Origin of the sequence: Sphingomonas sp. R1 (assembly GCF_025960285.1) — a bacterium.
In the GTDB taxonomy this organism is placed as follows: Bacteria; Pseudomonadota; Alphaproteobacteria; order Sphingomonadales; family Sphingomonadaceae; genus Sphingomonas.
Map to the genome: position 1 here is coordinate 187,131 of NZ_CP110112.1, position 14,486 is coordinate 201,616.

The window sequence follows — 14,486 nt, forward strand, 5'->3', positions numbered from 1 at the left end:
GCATGATGCTCTAGAGCCAGCCATTGGCGCGGGCGGTGCGGCCGGCCTCGATCCGGTTGGCCGCACCGAGCTTGCCTGCCGCTTCGGAAAGATAGTTGCGCACGGTGCCCGGCGAGAGGCCGAGCCGCCGGGCGATGTCCTTGTTCGACAGGCCCTCCTCGGCCAGTCGCAGCGCATCGCGCTCGCGATCGGTGAGCGGGTCGCTGCCCGCCTCCCAGGCGGCGGCCGCGAGGTCCGCGGGGATCACCCGCCCCCCCGCCGCGACGGTGCGGATCGCTGCGACCAGCTCGTCGACCGGTGTGTCCTTGAGCAGATAGCCCCGCACCCCGGCGGCGCGGGCGCGCTCCAGATAGCCGGGCCGCGCGAAGGTGGTGACGATCACCACAGAGGTGCGCACCTTTTCGGCTGCCAGGATCTGCGCACAGTCGAGCCCGGTACGCCCCGGCATTTCGATATCGGTGAGCAGGATGTCGGGCCCGTGCTCCCGGACCAGCGCCAGCGCCTCGTCGCCATTGGCGGCCCGCCCGACGATCGCGAAATCGCTCTCCAGCGCGAGCAGCGCGGCGATTGCGCCGAGCACCAGCGCCTGATCCTCGGCGAGGACGATGCGGATCATGCCGGCACGCTCGCTTCCAGCCGGGTGCCGGGCTGGAGCGTGAGGAGTTCCAGCCTGCCCCCCGCCGCCGCCAGACGCTGGCGCATGCCGCGCAGGCCATTGCCTTCACGGAAGGAGAGCCCGACGCCGTCATCCTCCACCACCAGCCGGGCGTTGCCGGGGCCGGCCTCGAAGTCGATCGAGCAGCGTCGCGCGCCGGCATGGCGGATAACATTGGTCACCGCCTCGCGCAGCGTCATCGCCAGGATCGCGCCGGCATCGGCGGGCACGGCGGCGGGATCGCCGGTGACGATCGGCTCGATCCCTGCCGTTTCCAGCGCCGCCAGCGATGCCGCGGCCTCGGTCGCGAGCGAGCCGCCGAGCTGCCCGGACAGCGCCGCCCGCACCTCTGCCAGCCCCGATCGGGCGGCGGTCGCGATCGCCTCCAGCTCGGCCCTGGCGGCGGCGGCATCGCGCTCGACCAGTCGCCCGGCGAGATCGGCCTTGAGCGCGATCAGCGTCAGCGTTCGGCCAACCACGTCGTGCAGGTCGCGCGTGATCCGCTCGCGCTCGGCGGTTCCGGCGAGGCGGCGCACCTCTTCCTGGCTGGCGAGCAGCGCCTGGGTGCGTTCGAAAAAGGCGAGGCTCGACAGCGTGCCGACGCCGCTCATGACCACGAACAACACGCCCGGCGCGAACCACAGGATCGGCTGCTGCCAGGCCAGGCCCGTCGCCGCCGTCGCCGCCGCGATGGCCGCGATGCCCATACCCGCGTGACGCCGGTTCCGGAGCCGCGCGACCGTGACGCCGGCATAGATGCAGAAGGTCGTCCAGCCCAGCGGCAGCGGCGCCGTCGCGATGCCCAGCCCCAGCATCCCAAGGGCGATCGGAATCAGCGCCCGAGCCTGCGCCCGTATCGAGACGAGATAGAGCGGCAGAAAAACGGCGATCGCCACCACCGCCACAAGGACGGTGGTGGCATCGGGTTTGGCCCAGAGCCAGGGGAAGGGCACGAAGATGAGATAGGCAAGCCAGGGCCAGCCATTTCCGCGCATCCGCTGATAGGACATCTCGGTCTGCATCGCGTTCCCCTCGCGGATCTCCAGGGGGGCGGTCAAGCGGGACTGCGCCGCCAGCCGGCCCAGGCCCAGGCCGCCGCCGCCACGGTCATCGCCGCCACCGCCGCGCCGTGCGCCCAGAGCGAACCCGTCACCGGCAGGTCCAGGATCGCGCGGGCGATCTGGCCGAGATGATAGGAGGGGGTGAACGCACCCAGCGTCTGCATCCAGCCCGGCAGCAGCGCGCTCGGGATCCACAGGCCGCCGAGGATCGAGAAGCCGAGGAACAGCGCATTGGCGATCGCCACCGCCCCCTTGGCGGTCATCCGCATCCCCATGCCGAAGCCGATGAGGGCGAAGGGAATGGCGGAGGCCAGGTGCAGCAGCGCCATCAGCGCCCAGGTCCCGGCGGACATCCGCGCGCCGGCCACGATCGCCAGCGCATAGATCAGCGACAGCGCGAAGGCGGTGATCGTCACCGCCGCCGCCAGCTTGGCCGCGACATAGGCACCCGCCGGCATCGGCGACACGCGCTTGAGCTCGATTAGCCCCTGCTCGCGTTCGACCGCGACGCCGGCACCGAAGCCGAACAATGCCGGGCCGGTCGCGGCAAAGACGCCGTATCCGGCAAGCGTCGCAACGGCATAGCCGGGGACCTCCGGATGCGGCAGCGCAAGGGTGAACAGCGCATAGAAGGCGGCAGGGGTGAGCGCGGTCGGCAGCAGGAACTGCGGCAGGCGCAGGCTGCGCTTCACTTCGGTGACGGCTTCGCGGCGCCAGACGCCGGTGGGGGCAACAAGGGCGGTCATGCGGCGATCCTTTCGTCGGCGGGGGCGAGCAGCGTGGCGATGGCGTCTTCCAGCGTCGCATCGGCGATGCGCAGTGCCTCGAGCTTGGTATCGGCATCGAGCAGTGCCCGTGCCGTCACCGCGGCATCGGCGCTGACGATGCGAAGGTCCGCGCCCTCCATGTACGCCTCGCGGACGGCCGGGAGCAGGGCGGCAGCCGCCGGCAGCAGCGCGGATCGGCAGCGGATCACCGATCCGCCCGCCCGCGCGCGCAGGGCGGCCGGGGTATCGTCGGCGACGATCCGGCCGGCATCCATCACCAGCACGCGGTCGGCAAGCGCATCGGCTTCGGCCAGGTCATGGCTGGTCAGCAGCACCGCCGCGCCGTCATCGGCGAGGTTGCGCACCGTACCCCACAAGGTCCGCGCCGAGCCCCGGTCCATCGCTGCGGTCGGCTCGTCGAGGACGAGCAGGTCGGCGCGGCCGCAGATCGCCAGCGCATATTGCACCCGGCGCGCCTGCCCGCCCGAAAGCTGGCCGCAGCGGCGATCGGCGAGGTCGGCGATGCCGGCCAGCGCCAGCGTTTCGCCGATCGGCCGCGGATCGGGATAATAGCCGGCATGCACCGTCACCAGCTCGCGGATGGTCAGCACGTCGGGCAGCCCGGCGCTCTGCAGCATCACCCCCAGCCGGCGGCGCGCGGCCGGGCGGCGCGGATCGAGCCCGAACAGGCTGGCCGTGCCCGCGTCGGGCGCGAGCCGGCCGGTAAGCAGCGCGACCGAGGTCGTCTTGCCCGCGCCATTGGGGCCGAGCAGCGCGGTCACTTCGCCCGCTCGGATGGAAAGATCGAGGCCGTCGAGCACCGTGCGCCCGCCCAGCCGCTTGGTCACAGCGGATAGCCGTGCCACCGCCGCAAGATCATCGTTCATGCTGTTTCTCCCGGCAGGCGAGCGGTGTTCCCCCCTCCCTGTCGCCGCCGATCCTGCAGCCGCGACGGCGCGACCGGCAGTGACACTTGTCACCCGTCGCGCATGCCATCGCGCAGGGGCAGGGGTTGAAGCGGCCCCCGCGACCCGACTAGGCAGGCAGCGGAACAGGGAGACAGCATGGCCGCGGACGACGACACCATCCCGCTGGGGGCGCTCGACAGCTTCGTCGGCTACCATATGCGGCGCGCGTCCGCGCTGATGGCGGCGGACTTCAACGCGGCGATGGCCGGGACCGGCATCCGCCAGGTGCTGTTCGGCGTGCTGTCGGTGATCGCTGCCAATCCGGGCATCAACCAGGGGCGGATCGGCGCGGCGCTCGGCATCCAGCGCGCCAACATGGTGACGCTGATCAACGAGCTGCTGGAGGCGGGCTATATCCTGCGCACCGTCTCGCCCGAGGATCGACGGGCCTTTGTCTTTGCATTGACCGACTCAGGATCGGCCGTCGTCGCGAATGGCCTCGATCGGATCCGCCGTCACGAGGATCGGCTGTTGGCGGCGCTTTCGACAGGGGAGCGGGAGACGCTGATCGCCTTGTTGAAGCGCGTGGAGGCAGCCGCGCCCGACTGATCGCAACCCCTCTTGCAGCCTTTCCGCTATTAAGTTATGTCTCATAACAATAAGAGGAGAGGCACGATGTCGACCGTCATCGAGCAACCGGCGAAAACCGCCACGTTCGATCGCCTGAACCCCGTTACCGGGGCCGTTGCATCCACCAGCCCGGCCGCTGGCATCGCCGACGCGGATGCCGCGGTGGAGCGCGCGGCTAGCGCCTTTGCCGGCTGGTCGGCCCTGGGGCCCACCGCGCGGCGCGCCGCCCTGATGCGCGCCGCCGATGCGCTGGAGGCCCGTGCCCCCGCCTTTGTCGACGCAATGATGGGAGAGATCGGCGCGACCGAAGGCTGGGCCCGCTTCAATCTGATGCTCGCCGCCAACATGGTGCGCGAAGCCGCCGCGCTCACCACCCAGATCGGCGGCGAGGTAATCCCCTCGGACAAGCCCGGCTGCATCGCCATGGCGGTGCGCGAGCCGGTGGGCGTGCTGCTCGGAATCGCGCCGTGGAACGCGCCGATCATCCTCGGCGTGCGCGCGGTCGCGGTGCCGCTCGCCTGCGGCAACACCGTGGTGCTCAAGGCCAGCGAGCAATGCCCGCGCACCCACAGCCTGATCGCCGAGGCCTTCGCCGACGCCGGGCTGCCGGACGGCGCGGTGTCGATCGTCACCAACGCGCCCGAGGATGCCGCCGAAATCGTCGGCGCGCTGATCGATCATCCCAAGGTCCGCCGGATCAACTTCACCGGCTCCACCCATGTCGGCAAGATCATCGCCCAGCGCGCCGCCGGGCATCTGAAGCCGGTGCTGCTGGAACTGGGCGGCAAGGCGCCGCTGATCGTGCTCGACGACGCCGATCTCGACGAGGCGGTGAAGGCCGCTGCGTTCGGCGCCTTCATGAACCAGGGCCAGATCTGCATGTCGACCGAGCGGATCATCGTGCTCGACGCAGTGGCCGATGCGTTCGTCGAGAAGTTCGCAGCAAAGGTCGCAACGCTGGCGGTGGGAGATCCGCGTGAGGGCACGGGGCCGCTCGGCGCGGTGGTCGATCGCAAGACCGTCACCCATGTCCAGTTGCTGGTCGCGGATGCGGTGGCGGCGGGCGCGGTGCAGGTTGCCGGCGGTGCGGCGGACGGGGTGCTGATGCCGGCGCATGTCGTGGATCACATGACCCCCGCGATGCGCCTGTTCCGCGAGGAGAGTTTCGGCCCGGTCGTCGGCATCGTACGCGCCGCCGACGAGGAGGCAGCGATCGCCCTCGCCAACGACAGCGAATACGGCCTCTCCGCGTCGGTCTTCACCCGCGACACCGCGCGCGGCCTGCGGGTCGCGCGGCAGATCCAGTCCGGCATCTGCCACATCAACGGACCGACCGTGCACGACGAGGCGCAGATGCCGTTCGGCGGCGTCAAGGCCAGCGGCCATGGCCGCTTTGGCGGCAGGGCCGGAATCGACTCCTTCACCGAGCTGCGCTGGATCACCATCGAGACCCAGCCCGGCCACTATCCGATCTAACCAGACCAAGGACTGCACATGACCGAGACGAGCAGCAACGGCGTCGTGGCCTACGACGTCGAAGGCGGAATCGCGTGGGTACGCTTCAACCGCCCCGACAAGCGCAATGCCATGTCGCCCACCCTCAACCGCGACATGATGGAGGTGCTCCATGCGCTGGAATTCCGCGACGATGTCGGCGCGCTGGTGCTGACCGGCGAGGGAAGCGCGTGGACTGCGGGCATGGACCTCAAGGAATATTTCCGCGAGACCGAGGCGGGCGGGCTGGGCGCGGTGCGCCAGGCGCAGCGCGAAAGCTATGGCTGGTGGCGGCGCCTGCGCTGGTACCAGAAGCCGACCATCGCGATGGTCAATGGCTGGTGCTTCGGCGGCGGTTATGGCCCGCTCTTCGCCTGCGACCTCGCCTTTGCGGCGGAAGAGGCGCAGTTCGGCCTCAGCGAGATCAACTGGGGCATCCTACCAGGCGGCGGTGCCACCAAGGTGGCGGTGGAGCTCACCTCGTTCCGCAATGCCATGTACCATGCGCTGATGGGCGAGAATATCGACGGCAAGAAGGCCGCCGAATGGGGCCTGGTCAACGAAGCGCTGCCGCTCGACCAGCTCAAGGCGCGCGTCACCGAGGTGGCGAACGTCCTGCTCAAGAAGAACCCGGTGGCGCTCAAGGCGACCAAGGACGCGATCCGCCGCGTCTCGATCCTGAGCTATGACGATGCCGAGGACTATCTGGTCCGCGCCCAGGAAGCCGCCAACAGCTTCGACAATGAAGGCCGCAAGGAAGGCATCCGCCAGTTCATCGACGAGAAGAGCTACAAGCCTGGTCTCGGCGCGTACGACAAGGACCGCAGCCGCGGCTGACCCCTTCCCTGCCCTTTTGACAAACGGACGCCAGCAATGGATCTCGCCCGCCTGCTCACCCCCCGCTCGGTCGCCATCGTCGGGGCTTCGGAAAAACCCGGCGCGCTCGGCGCTGCGGTGCTCGCCAATCTCGTCCGCCACGGCTTTGCGGGCGACATCCACCTGATCAACCCCAAGCGCGACACGATCGAGGGGCGGCCCTGCCTCGCCTCGATCGATCAGCTGTCCGACGGCGTCGACGCCGCCGTGCTCGCCATTCCGGGGCCCGCCGTTCTCGACGCGGTGCGGGCGCTGGCCGCGCGCGGTGTGGGTGCCGCGATCATCTTCTCGGCCGGTTTCGCCGAGGGCGGCGAGGAAGGGCTGGCGGCGCAGGCCGAGGTCGCGCGCATCGCCCGTGAGCACGGGATGGTGGTGGAGGGGCCGAATTGCCTCGGCTTCACCAACTATGTCGCCGGGGTGCCGCTCACCTTCGTCGAGATGCCGCCGATCGCGACCGCGGACCGGCCCTGCGTCGGCATCGTCTCGCAATCGGGGGCGATGGCGGCGGTGCTGGGCACGACGCTGACCGGCAAGCAGCTCGGCATTTCGGCCTGGATCTCGACGGGCAACGAAGCCGCGTCGGGGGTCGAGGACTATGTCGCCTGGATGGTCGACGAGCCGAACACGCGCGTGATCGCGATGATCGTCGAGCAGTTCCGCAATCCCGCCCGGTTCCTCGAACTGGCAGCGCAGGCCAGGGCGGCGGGCAAGCCCATTGTGCTGCTCCATCCCGGCACCTCGAGTGCCGCCCGCGAAAGTGCCGCGACCCATACCGGCGCGATGGCTGGCGACTGGGCGCTGATGAAGACCAAGGTCACCCGCGCGGGCGTGGTGGTGGTCGAAAGCCTGGAGGAACTGGGCGATGTCGCCGAGATCCTCGCGCGCACCCCGCCGCTGCGGCAGGGCGGCGTGGCGGTGCTGGGGGAATCGGGTGCGTTCAAGGCGCTCACCCTCGACCTTGCCGAGCGCATCGGCCTGCCGCTCCCGGCGATCGGCGGGGAAACCCATGACGCGATCCGCGCGACGCTGCCGGACTTCATCGGCATCTCCAACCCGATGGACCTGACCGCGCAGGCGCTGGTCGATCCCGATCTCTATCGCCGCACGCTGGCGCCGCTGCTGGCGGACCCCGCCTATGCGGCGGTGGTGCTGGGCATCATCCAGACCGACGCCGGCACCTGCGCGCGCAAGTTTCCGCCGATCACCGCGGCGGTGCGCGCGCTGGCACCGACCAAGCCGCTGATCTTCGCCGGACTGGACGAAGGCGCACCGGTGCCGCCCGAGATGATCGCCGCGCTGCACGCCGAGGACGTGCCCTATTTCCCCACCGCCGACCGCGCCTGTCGCGCGCTCGCCCGGCTGCTCGACGCCGAGCGGCACCAGGCGACCGAAGCGATCGAGCCGGTAACGCTCGAACTGCCCAGCGGAGTCGTTCCCGAATATCGGGCGAAGCAGGCGCTCGCCCCGCTCGGCATCCCCTTCCCGGCCGGCGGTTTTGCCCAGACACCGGACGAAGCCGTCGCGATTGCGGAACGCGTCGGCTATCCGGTCGCGCTCAAGGCGCAGGCTGCAGCCCTCAGCCACAAGAGCGACGCGGGCGGCGTGCTGCTCAACCTTGCCGACGAAGCGGGGCTGCGGGCCGCTTGGCGCAAGCTCTACGCCAATGTCGCCGCCTATGATGCCGGTTTGGCGCTCGACGGCGCGCTGGTCGAGGCGATGGGCAACCGCGGTGTCGAGCTGATCGTCGGCGCGCGCAACGATCCCGATTGGGGGCCGGTGATCCTGGTCGGGCTGGGCGGGGTGACCGCCGAGCTGATGCAGGACGTCTGCCTGCTGCCCCCGGACCTGACGCGTGACAGCATCGTCGCGGCGCTCCGCCGGCTGAAGGGCGCAGCATTGTTCGACGGCTATCGGGGCAGCCCGGCGGTCGACCTGAACGCGGTCGCGGACCTCGTGCAGACGCTCGGCCGCCTGCTGGCGGGCACGCCCACCATCCGCGAGATCGACCTCAATCCGGTGATCGCCCGGCCTGACGGCGCGGTCGCGCTGGACGCGCTGATCCTCACCGCCTGATCCCCCATCCAGAACAAGCCAGGAGAGCTCCGATGATCACCAAGGACGGCGTTTCCTACCGCGTCGAGGATCGCATCGCCTGGGTCTATTTCGCTAGGCCCGAGAAGCGCAACGCGATGAACCCGACGCTCAACCGGCGCATGGCGGAGGTGTTCGACGAACTCGAACATCGCGACGATGTCGGCGTGCTGGTGCTGGGCGGCGAGGGCAATGCCTGGTCGGCGGGCATGGACCTCAAGGAATATTTCCGCGAGACCGAGGCGCAGGGCCTGGGCGGGATCCGCAAGTCGCAGCGGGAGAGCTATGGCTGGTTCCGGCGGCTGCGCTGGTTCCAGAAGCCGACCATCGCGATGGTCAATGGCTGGTGCTTCGGCGGCGGCTTCGGCCCGCTCTTCGCCTGCGACCTAGCGGTGGCGGCGGACGAGGCGCAGTTCGGCCTCTCCGAGATCAACTGGGGCATCCTGCCCGGCGGCGGCGTGACCAAGGTCGTCGTCGACCTGCTGCCGATGCGCGACGCGATGTGGCTGACGCTGACCGGCGACCTGATCGACGGCCGCCAAGCCGCCGCCTGCCGGCTGGTCAACGAAAGCGTGCCGCTCGAACGGCTGGAGGCGCGCACCCGCGAGATCGCCGAGATCCTGCTCAAGAAGAATCCCGTGGCGCTCAAGTTCGCCAAGGATGCCGTGCGCCGTGTCGGTACCCTCACCTATGATGAGGCCGAGGACTATCTCGTCCGCATGCAGGAAGCCGCCAACTTCCACGACAAGAGCGAGGGCCGCAAGGAAGGCATCCGCCAGTTCATCGACGAGAAGAGCTACAAGCCGGGGCTCGGCGCCTATGACCTCGCCCGCGGCTGAGCGGCGCCTGCACCTGGTCCCCGGCACACCCGCTGGGGTTCCTTGTCCGGTCGCCACGGACGGAATAGTTTTGCGGAAAAGAGAAGATGTGCCGCGGTGAGTCGCGGCCTGTATTAGGAGAATGGCTTTGGAACGCACCTTCAAGCTGTTGATCAACGGCGAGGCCGTCGATGGCGCCTCGCAGTTCGACGTCATCAACCCCGCCACGGCCGAGCCCTTCGCGCGCTGCCCCAAGGCGGACGCCGACCAGCTCAACGCCGCCGTCGCCGCGGCCAAGGCTGCCTTCCCCGCCTGGGCGGCGACACCGATCGAGGAACGCGCCGCCAAGGTCGAGGCGGTCGCCGCGCGGCTGCAGGAACGGCTGAGCGAGTTCGCCAGCCTGCTCACCACCGAACAGGGCAAGCCGCTCGACCAGGCCACCGGCGAGGTGATGGGCACGGTGTTCACGCTGCGCGCCTTCACCCAGATGCGCCCCGAAACCAAGGTGCTGCGCGAGGAGGGCGGAAACCGCGTCGTCGAGCATCGCACCCCGCTGGGCGTGGTCGCGGCGATCACGCCGTGGAACTTCCCGATGATCCTCGCGGCCAACAAGATCGGCCCGGCGCTGGTCGCCGGCAACACCATGGTGCTCAAGCCCGCGCCGACCACGCCGCTGACCTCGCTGCTGATGGGCGAGATCTTTGCCGAGCTGCTGCCGCCGGGCGTGATCAACATCGTCTGCGACCAGAACGACCTGGGCGCGCTGCTGACCGCGCATCCGGATGTGGCCAAGGTCGCCTTCACCGGCTCCACCGCGACCGGCAAGAAGGTGATGGCGAGCGCCGCCGACGGCGTGAAGCGGGTGACGCTGGAGCTGGGCGGCAACGACGCCGCGATCGTGCTCGACGATGTCGAGCCGGCGCTGGCGGCCAAGAAGGTGTTCCAGGGCGCGATGTACAATGCCGGGCAGATCTGCGTGGCGGTGAAGCGCGCCTATGTGCCCGAGGGGATGTACGAGGACTTCTGCGCGGAAATCGCCGAGCTCGCTCGCAACACGGTGGTCGACGACGGCGCCAAGCAGGGCGCCAAGGTCGGCCCGGTGCAGAACGCGATGCAGTTCGAGAAGGTCAAGGCGCTGATCGAGGATGCCAAGCAGCGCGGCACCGTGCTCGCCGGCGGCGAGCCGCTCGACCGCCCCGGCTATTTCATCCCGCCGACGATCGTCCGCGATCTCGACGACGATGCCCCGCTGGTCCGCGAGGAGCAGTTCGGCCCGGTGCTGCCGGTGCTGAAGTATCGCGACATCGAGGAAGTTATCGCCCGCGCCAACGACTCCGAGTACGGCCTGGGCGGCACGATCTGGGGTCGCGACGTGGCGCGCGCGACGGAGGTGGCGATGAAGATCGACAGCGGCACGGTGTGGGTGAACCAGCATCTCGCCATCGACCCGCGCATCCCGTTCCGCGGATCGAAACAGTCGGGGCTGGGCGGCGAGCTCGGCCAGGCGGGCCTGCACGAATATACCCAGGCCCATATCGTCAATGCGGTCGAGCTGGAGCCGGCCGCCTGAGCGCGGTCGAACATTTCACCACCCAGGCGGTGCCGCCCCAGCGGCGGCACCTCTTCTGGCGCGACATCGTCGCCGAGGCCTTTCCGGGCATGACCGCCATCGCCCCCGAAGGCATCCGCGCCGATCTCGCCCGATGGCACCTGGGGCCGGTGGGCCTTGCCCGCGCCCGCAGCGCGCGGGCGCAGGTGCGGCGCGAGGGCAATCGCGACGGGCACAATGTGCTGCTCCACCTCCAGCGGCGTGGACGGCTGACGATGCTGCACGGCGATGCGGCCGTCTCGGGGGGCATGGGCGACATCCTGATCGCCGACGACAGCCGCCCCTATGCGATCGACATTTCCGATGCGAACGAATGCCTGATCCTGCAGGTGCCCGCCGCGCTGCTCGGCGACGGCATCGGGCGCAGCAATCTGCACGGCCGGCTGCTGCCGGGGCAGGATCCGCACGTCGCCTTCCTCAACCACATGCTGCTCGGGCTGTGGGACCAGCGCGCGATGCTCGGCGATATCGACGAGGGCGTGGGCGAGCTGCTGGTCGACGCGACCCGGCTCGTCTGTCGCCAGCAATGTCGCGCCACCTTCGTCGCCGCTGGCGCGGAAACGCCCGTGGCCTATGCGCTGCGGCACCTCGCCGATCCCGAGCTCGGCACCGCGAGCCTGTGCGCGGCGACTGGGCTGAGCCCGCGTGCGGTGCAGAAGGCGTTCCTTCGTGAGACCGGGCTGACCCCCACCGCCTTCGTCACCGATCGCCGGCTCACCCGCGCGGCCGAATTGCTGGTGGCGGAGCCGGGTCGCAGCGTGACCGATATCGCCTTCGCGCTCGGCTTCAATGACGCCGCCTTTTTCAGCCGCTGCTTCCGCCGCCGGTTCGGCACCACCCCGCGCGCGTGGCGCTGCGAGGGTGCGCGTCCGTCCTGATCGCGGTGCGCGCCCGTCCAAGACGGGCCGCCAGGCAGGCGCTAGCCTCCTCCCATAAGCGCCGGAAAGGCGCATCATCGGGAGAGGAAATATGCGCATTGGTCTCGCCACGGCCCTGCTCGCGTCGGCGGCATGGGCGGTGCCCGTCTGGGCACAAACCACCGAACCGCCGGCCCAGCCCGACGCCAAGCCGCAGGACGGCGGCATTGCCGAAATCGTGGTGACCGCGCAGAAGCGCGCCGAAAACGTCCAGGACGTGCCCATCGCCATCTCCGCCTTCGGGGCGACCACGCTGCAGGAGCGGGCCGTGGGCAGCGTCGCGCAGCTCTCGGCCATTGCACCCAACGTCAATCTCGATGCAGGCACCCCCTTCTCGGGCTCGCCTGCGGTGCTGTCCGCCTATATCCGCGGCATCGGATCGGACGATTTCGCCTTCAACATCGATCCCGGCGTCGGCCTCTATCTCGACGGCGTCTATCTGGCGCGTACCGTGGGCGCCAACCAGGACTTGATGGACGTCGCCCGTGTCGAGGTGCTGAAGGGCCCGCAGGGCACGCTGTTCGGCCGCAACACGATCGGCGGCGCGATCTCGATCGTCACGCGCGATCCGGGCAAGGAGTTCCGCGTCCAGGGCGACGTGACCACCGGCAGCTACAAGCGCCTCAATGCACGCGGTGCGGTCGACATCCCCATCACCGGCGAACTCGGCGCGATCCTCAGCTTCGGCGTGCAATCGCGCGACGGCTTCCTGAAGCGGATCCCCTATCCCGACCAGCGCGCCAACAACACGCCCTCCTACACCGCCTTCTCGGCGGCCGGATACGGCAATTCCCCGCGCGAGGGCGGCAACGACAACTGGAATCTGCGCGGCAAGGCCAAATGGTCGAACGGCGGTCCGCTCACCCTCACGCTCTCCGGCGACTACAGCCGCGACAAGGGTACCAGCGCCAACAAGCTGATCGCCACGGCGGAGACGGTGCCCGGCAATTTCGCCGGTAGCGCCAACCTGCCCGGCACCGCCTTCGACCCCACCGGCACGACCGGCTTCAACTTTGCCGGGCTCTACAATTTCTGCATCGGCGCAAGCTCGGCGCAGATCGCCGCCCGCAACGCCCAGGCGCTGTGCGGCACCTCCGGCACCCAGTTCAACCCGCGCTTCCAGGTGCCGAGCTATGCCGGCGTCAACGTCGATACCAACCCGTCCAACAACCGGCTGCCCTGGGACAGCCGCTATCTCATCGCCGATCCGGATAAGAGCTACGCCACCGGCAACAGCTTCTCGGACCTCAAGAACTGGGGCTTCTCTGGCGTGATCGACTATGACCTGAGCGATGCCGTCGCGCTCAAGTCGATCTCCGCCTACCGCCAGCTCAACTGGGCCGCCGGGCTGGACGCCGATGGCTCGCCGCTCAACTTTCTCCAGCTCAGCTTCACCATGCGCCAGTGGCAGTTCAGCCAGGAGGTCCAGCTGCTCGGCAAGGCGCTGGACAACAAGCTGAACTATGTGCTCGGCGGCTATTATTTCAAGGAAGCCGGCAACCTCCATGATTATGTGACCTTCGCCGAGGGGCAGGTGCAGGTCGATGGCCCCAACCGGCTGGAGACCGCCAATTATGCCGCCTTCGGCCAGATCGACTATCGCGCCACCGACTGGCTCGGGCTCACCATCGGCGGCCGCTACACCAACGAAAAGAAGCGCTTCGAAGGCGGCCAGCAGGAACTGAACGGCTTCAACTACAAGCTGTTCGGCTGTTCGGACGCGAACGGCAACATCCGGCCGGCCGGTCCTTTCCCGCTGGCGCCAGTCTCCTGCCAGGCAGGCCTCGGCTATCCGGACCCCAGCAATCCGGTGCGCGTCTATGTGCCGGGGATGAACCGGAAGTCGTTCAGCGACTTCTCGCCGAAGTTCGGCGTGCAGCTCCACCCGAACGACGATGTCATGGTCTATGGCAGCTGGTCGCGCGGCTACAAGACCGGCGGCTGGACCACCCGCCTCACCAATCCGCAGGGCAATGTCGCGCCCGACTTCAACGAGGAGAAGGCGACGACGATCGAGGTGGGCGTCAAGTCGACGCTGTTCGACCGCAAGCTGCAGCTCAACGCCGCGGCGTTCACCACCGACTACAAGGACATCCAGCTCAACATCCAGATCGGCACCTCGCCTACCATCGCCAATGCCGGCGATGCGCGGATCCGCGGCTTCGAGCTGGAGGCGATCGCCGCCCCCGTGCGCGGCCTCACGATCAACAGCTCGCTGGGCTATATCGACGCCTATTACACCCGCGTCTCGGCCGCCGCCGCGGCGGTGGGCGGTCCGAGCCCGTTCCAGGCGGGCACCGTGGTCGGCGCGCCGCTGCCCAAGACGCCCAGCTGGAAGGTCAACGTCTCGCCCCGCTACGAAACGCGGATCGGCAATGGCGGATCGGTGATCCTGCTCGCCGACTGGAGCCATGCGAGCAGCGTGTGGAACGATACCCAGCGCACCTATGTGCTGCGCCGCGGTGCGGTCGACCTCGTCAATGCCAGCATCGCCTATCAGGAGCCGGGCGCGCATTGGACGCTGACGGCGGGCGGCACCAACCTCACCGACAATCGCTATCTCACCTCCGGCGGCGCGAACATCGCCGACGGCACCTTCTTCGGCACCTATAGCCGCCCGCGCGAATGGTATGTGCGGTTCGGCTTCAAGTTCTAACGGG

Annotated in this window: 12 protein-coding genes; 8 read left to right on the forward strand and 4 right to left on the reverse strand. The window is 69.2% G+C overall.

Annotated elements, in window-relative coordinates; all coding sequences use genetic code 11:
* Window positions 1-10: 10 nt before the first annotated feature.
* Genes OIM94_RS19170 through OIM94_RS19185 form a run of 4 tightly spaced genes read right to left on the reverse strand, consistent with a single transcriptional unit; the run spans window position 11 to window position 3,370 of the window.
* Window positions 11-616, reverse strand: a complete 606-nt coding sequence (locus OIM94_RS19170) for a DNA-binding response regulator (protein ID WP_264610009.1) — start codon at window positions 614-616, stop codon at window positions 11-13.
* Window positions 613-1,713: a sensor histidine kinase gene (locus OIM94_RS19175; RefSeq protein WP_264610010.1), complete on the reverse strand. Its 1,101-nt coding sequence runs from the start codon at window positions 1,711-1,713 to the stop codon at window positions 613-615. Before OIM94_RS19175 ends, OIM94_RS19170 begins: the two co-directional genes overlap by 4 nt.
* A complete protein-coding gene (locus OIM94_RS19180; protein WP_264610011.1) occupies window positions 1,710-2,462 on the reverse strand; it encodes an ABC transporter permease in 753 nt (250 codons plus the stop codon). The genes OIM94_RS19175 and OIM94_RS19180 overlap by 4 nt, the downstream gene beginning before the upstream one ends.
* On the reverse strand, window positions 2,459-3,370 hold the full coding sequence (locus tag OIM94_RS19185) for an ABC transporter ATP-binding protein (RefSeq protein ID WP_264610012.1): 912 nt from the start codon (window positions 3,368-3,370) through the stop codon (window positions 2,459-2,461). The genes OIM94_RS19180 and OIM94_RS19185 overlap by 4 nt, the downstream gene beginning before the upstream one ends.
* Window positions 3,371-3,547: 177 nt before the next feature.
* Here OIM94_RS19185 and OIM94_RS19190 point away from each other — a divergent pair, with 177 nt between their 5' ends.
* The 8 genes from OIM94_RS19190 (at window position 3,548) to OIM94_RS19225 (ending at window position 14,482) form a co-directional block, all read left to right on the forward strand.
* Complete coding sequence (locus OIM94_RS19190) at window positions 3,548-4,000, forward strand: MarR family winged helix-turn-helix transcriptional regulator (RefSeq protein WP_264610013.1); 453 nt, start codon at window positions 3,548-3,550, stop codon at window positions 3,998-4,000.
* Between the two features lie 66 nt (window positions 4,001-4,066).
* The gene (locus tag OIM94_RS19195; protein ID WP_264610014.1) at window positions 4,067-5,497 is read left to right on the forward strand and encodes an aldehyde dehydrogenase; all 1,431 of its coding nucleotides are present in this window, start codon (window positions 4,067-4,069) and stop codon (window positions 5,495-5,497) included.
* An 18-nt stretch (window positions 5,498-5,515) separates the two neighbouring features.
* A complete protein-coding gene (locus tag OIM94_RS19200; RefSeq protein WP_264610015.1) occupies window positions 5,516-6,352 on the forward strand; it encodes a p-hydroxycinnamoyl CoA hydratase/lyase in 837 nt (278 codons plus the stop codon).
* Window positions 6,353-6,388: 36 nt separating this feature from the next.
* A complete protein-coding gene (locus OIM94_RS19205) occupies window positions 6,389-8,464 on the forward strand; it encodes an acetate--CoA ligase family protein (protein WP_264610016.1) in 2,076 nt (691 codons plus the stop codon).
* Window positions 8,465-8,496: 32 nt separating this feature from the next.
* Window positions 8,497-9,321, forward strand: a complete 825-nt coding sequence (locus OIM94_RS19210) for a p-hydroxycinnamoyl CoA hydratase/lyase (RefSeq protein ID WP_264610017.1) — start codon at window positions 8,497-8,499, stop codon at window positions 9,319-9,321.
* Between the two features lie 127 nt (window positions 9,322-9,448).
* Window positions 9,449-10,870, forward strand: coding sequence for an aldehyde dehydrogenase family protein (locus tag OIM94_RS19215; RefSeq protein WP_264610018.1), 1,422 nt, complete (start codon window positions 9,449-9,451; stop codon window positions 10,868-10,870).
* Between the two features lie 29 nt (window positions 10,871-10,899).
* A complete protein-coding gene (locus OIM94_RS19220; RefSeq protein WP_264610019.1) occupies window positions 10,900-11,787 on the forward strand; it encodes an AraC family transcriptional regulator in 888 nt (295 codons plus the stop codon).
* Window positions 11,788-11,878: 91 nt separating this feature from the next.
* The gene (locus OIM94_RS19225) at window positions 11,879-14,482 is read left to right on the forward strand and encodes a TonB-dependent receptor (RefSeq protein ID WP_264610020.1); all 2,604 of its coding nucleotides are present in this window, start codon (window positions 11,879-11,881) and stop codon (window positions 14,480-14,482) included.
* Window positions 14,483-14,486: the final 4 nt, after the last annotated feature.

What these genes read in the sequence shown, in the direction of transcription:
- OIM94_RS19170 (WP_264610009.1), bottom strand. Translation starts at nt 616, where the DNA reads ATGATCCGCATCGTCCTCGCCGAGGATCAGGCGCTGGTGCTCGGCGCA.
- OIM94_RS19180 (WP_264610011.1), bottom strand. Translation starts at nt 2,462, where the DNA reads ATGACCGCCCTTGTTGCCCCCACCGGCGTCTGGCGCCGCGAAGCCGTC.
- OIM94_RS19185 (WP_264610012.1), bottom strand. Translation starts at nt 3,370, where the DNA reads ATGAACGATGATCTTGCGGCGGTGGCACGGCTATCCGCTGTGACCAAG.
- OIM94_RS19190 (WP_264610013.1), top strand. Translation starts at nt 3,548, where the DNA reads ATGGCCGCGGACGACGACACCATCCCGCTGGGGGCGCTCGACAGCTTC.
- OIM94_RS19195 (WP_264610014.1), top strand. Translation starts at nt 4,067, where the DNA reads ATGTCGACCGTCATCGAGCAACCGGCGAAAACCGCCACGTTCGATCGC.
- OIM94_RS19200 (WP_264610015.1), top strand. Translation starts at nt 5,516, where the DNA reads ATGACCGAGACGAGCAGCAACGGCGTCGTGGCCTACGACGTCGAAGGC.
- OIM94_RS19205 (WP_264610016.1), top strand. Translation starts at nt 6,389, where the DNA reads ATGGATCTCGCCCGCCTGCTCACCCCCCGCTCGGTCGCCATCGTCGGG.
- OIM94_RS19210 (WP_264610017.1), top strand. Translation starts at nt 8,497, where the DNA reads ATGATCACCAAGGACGGCGTTTCCTACCGCGTCGAGGATCGCATCGCC.
- OIM94_RS19225 (WP_264610020.1), top strand. Translation starts at nt 11,879, where the DNA reads ATGCGCATTGGTCTCGCCACGGCCCTGCTCGCGTCGGCGGCATGGGCG.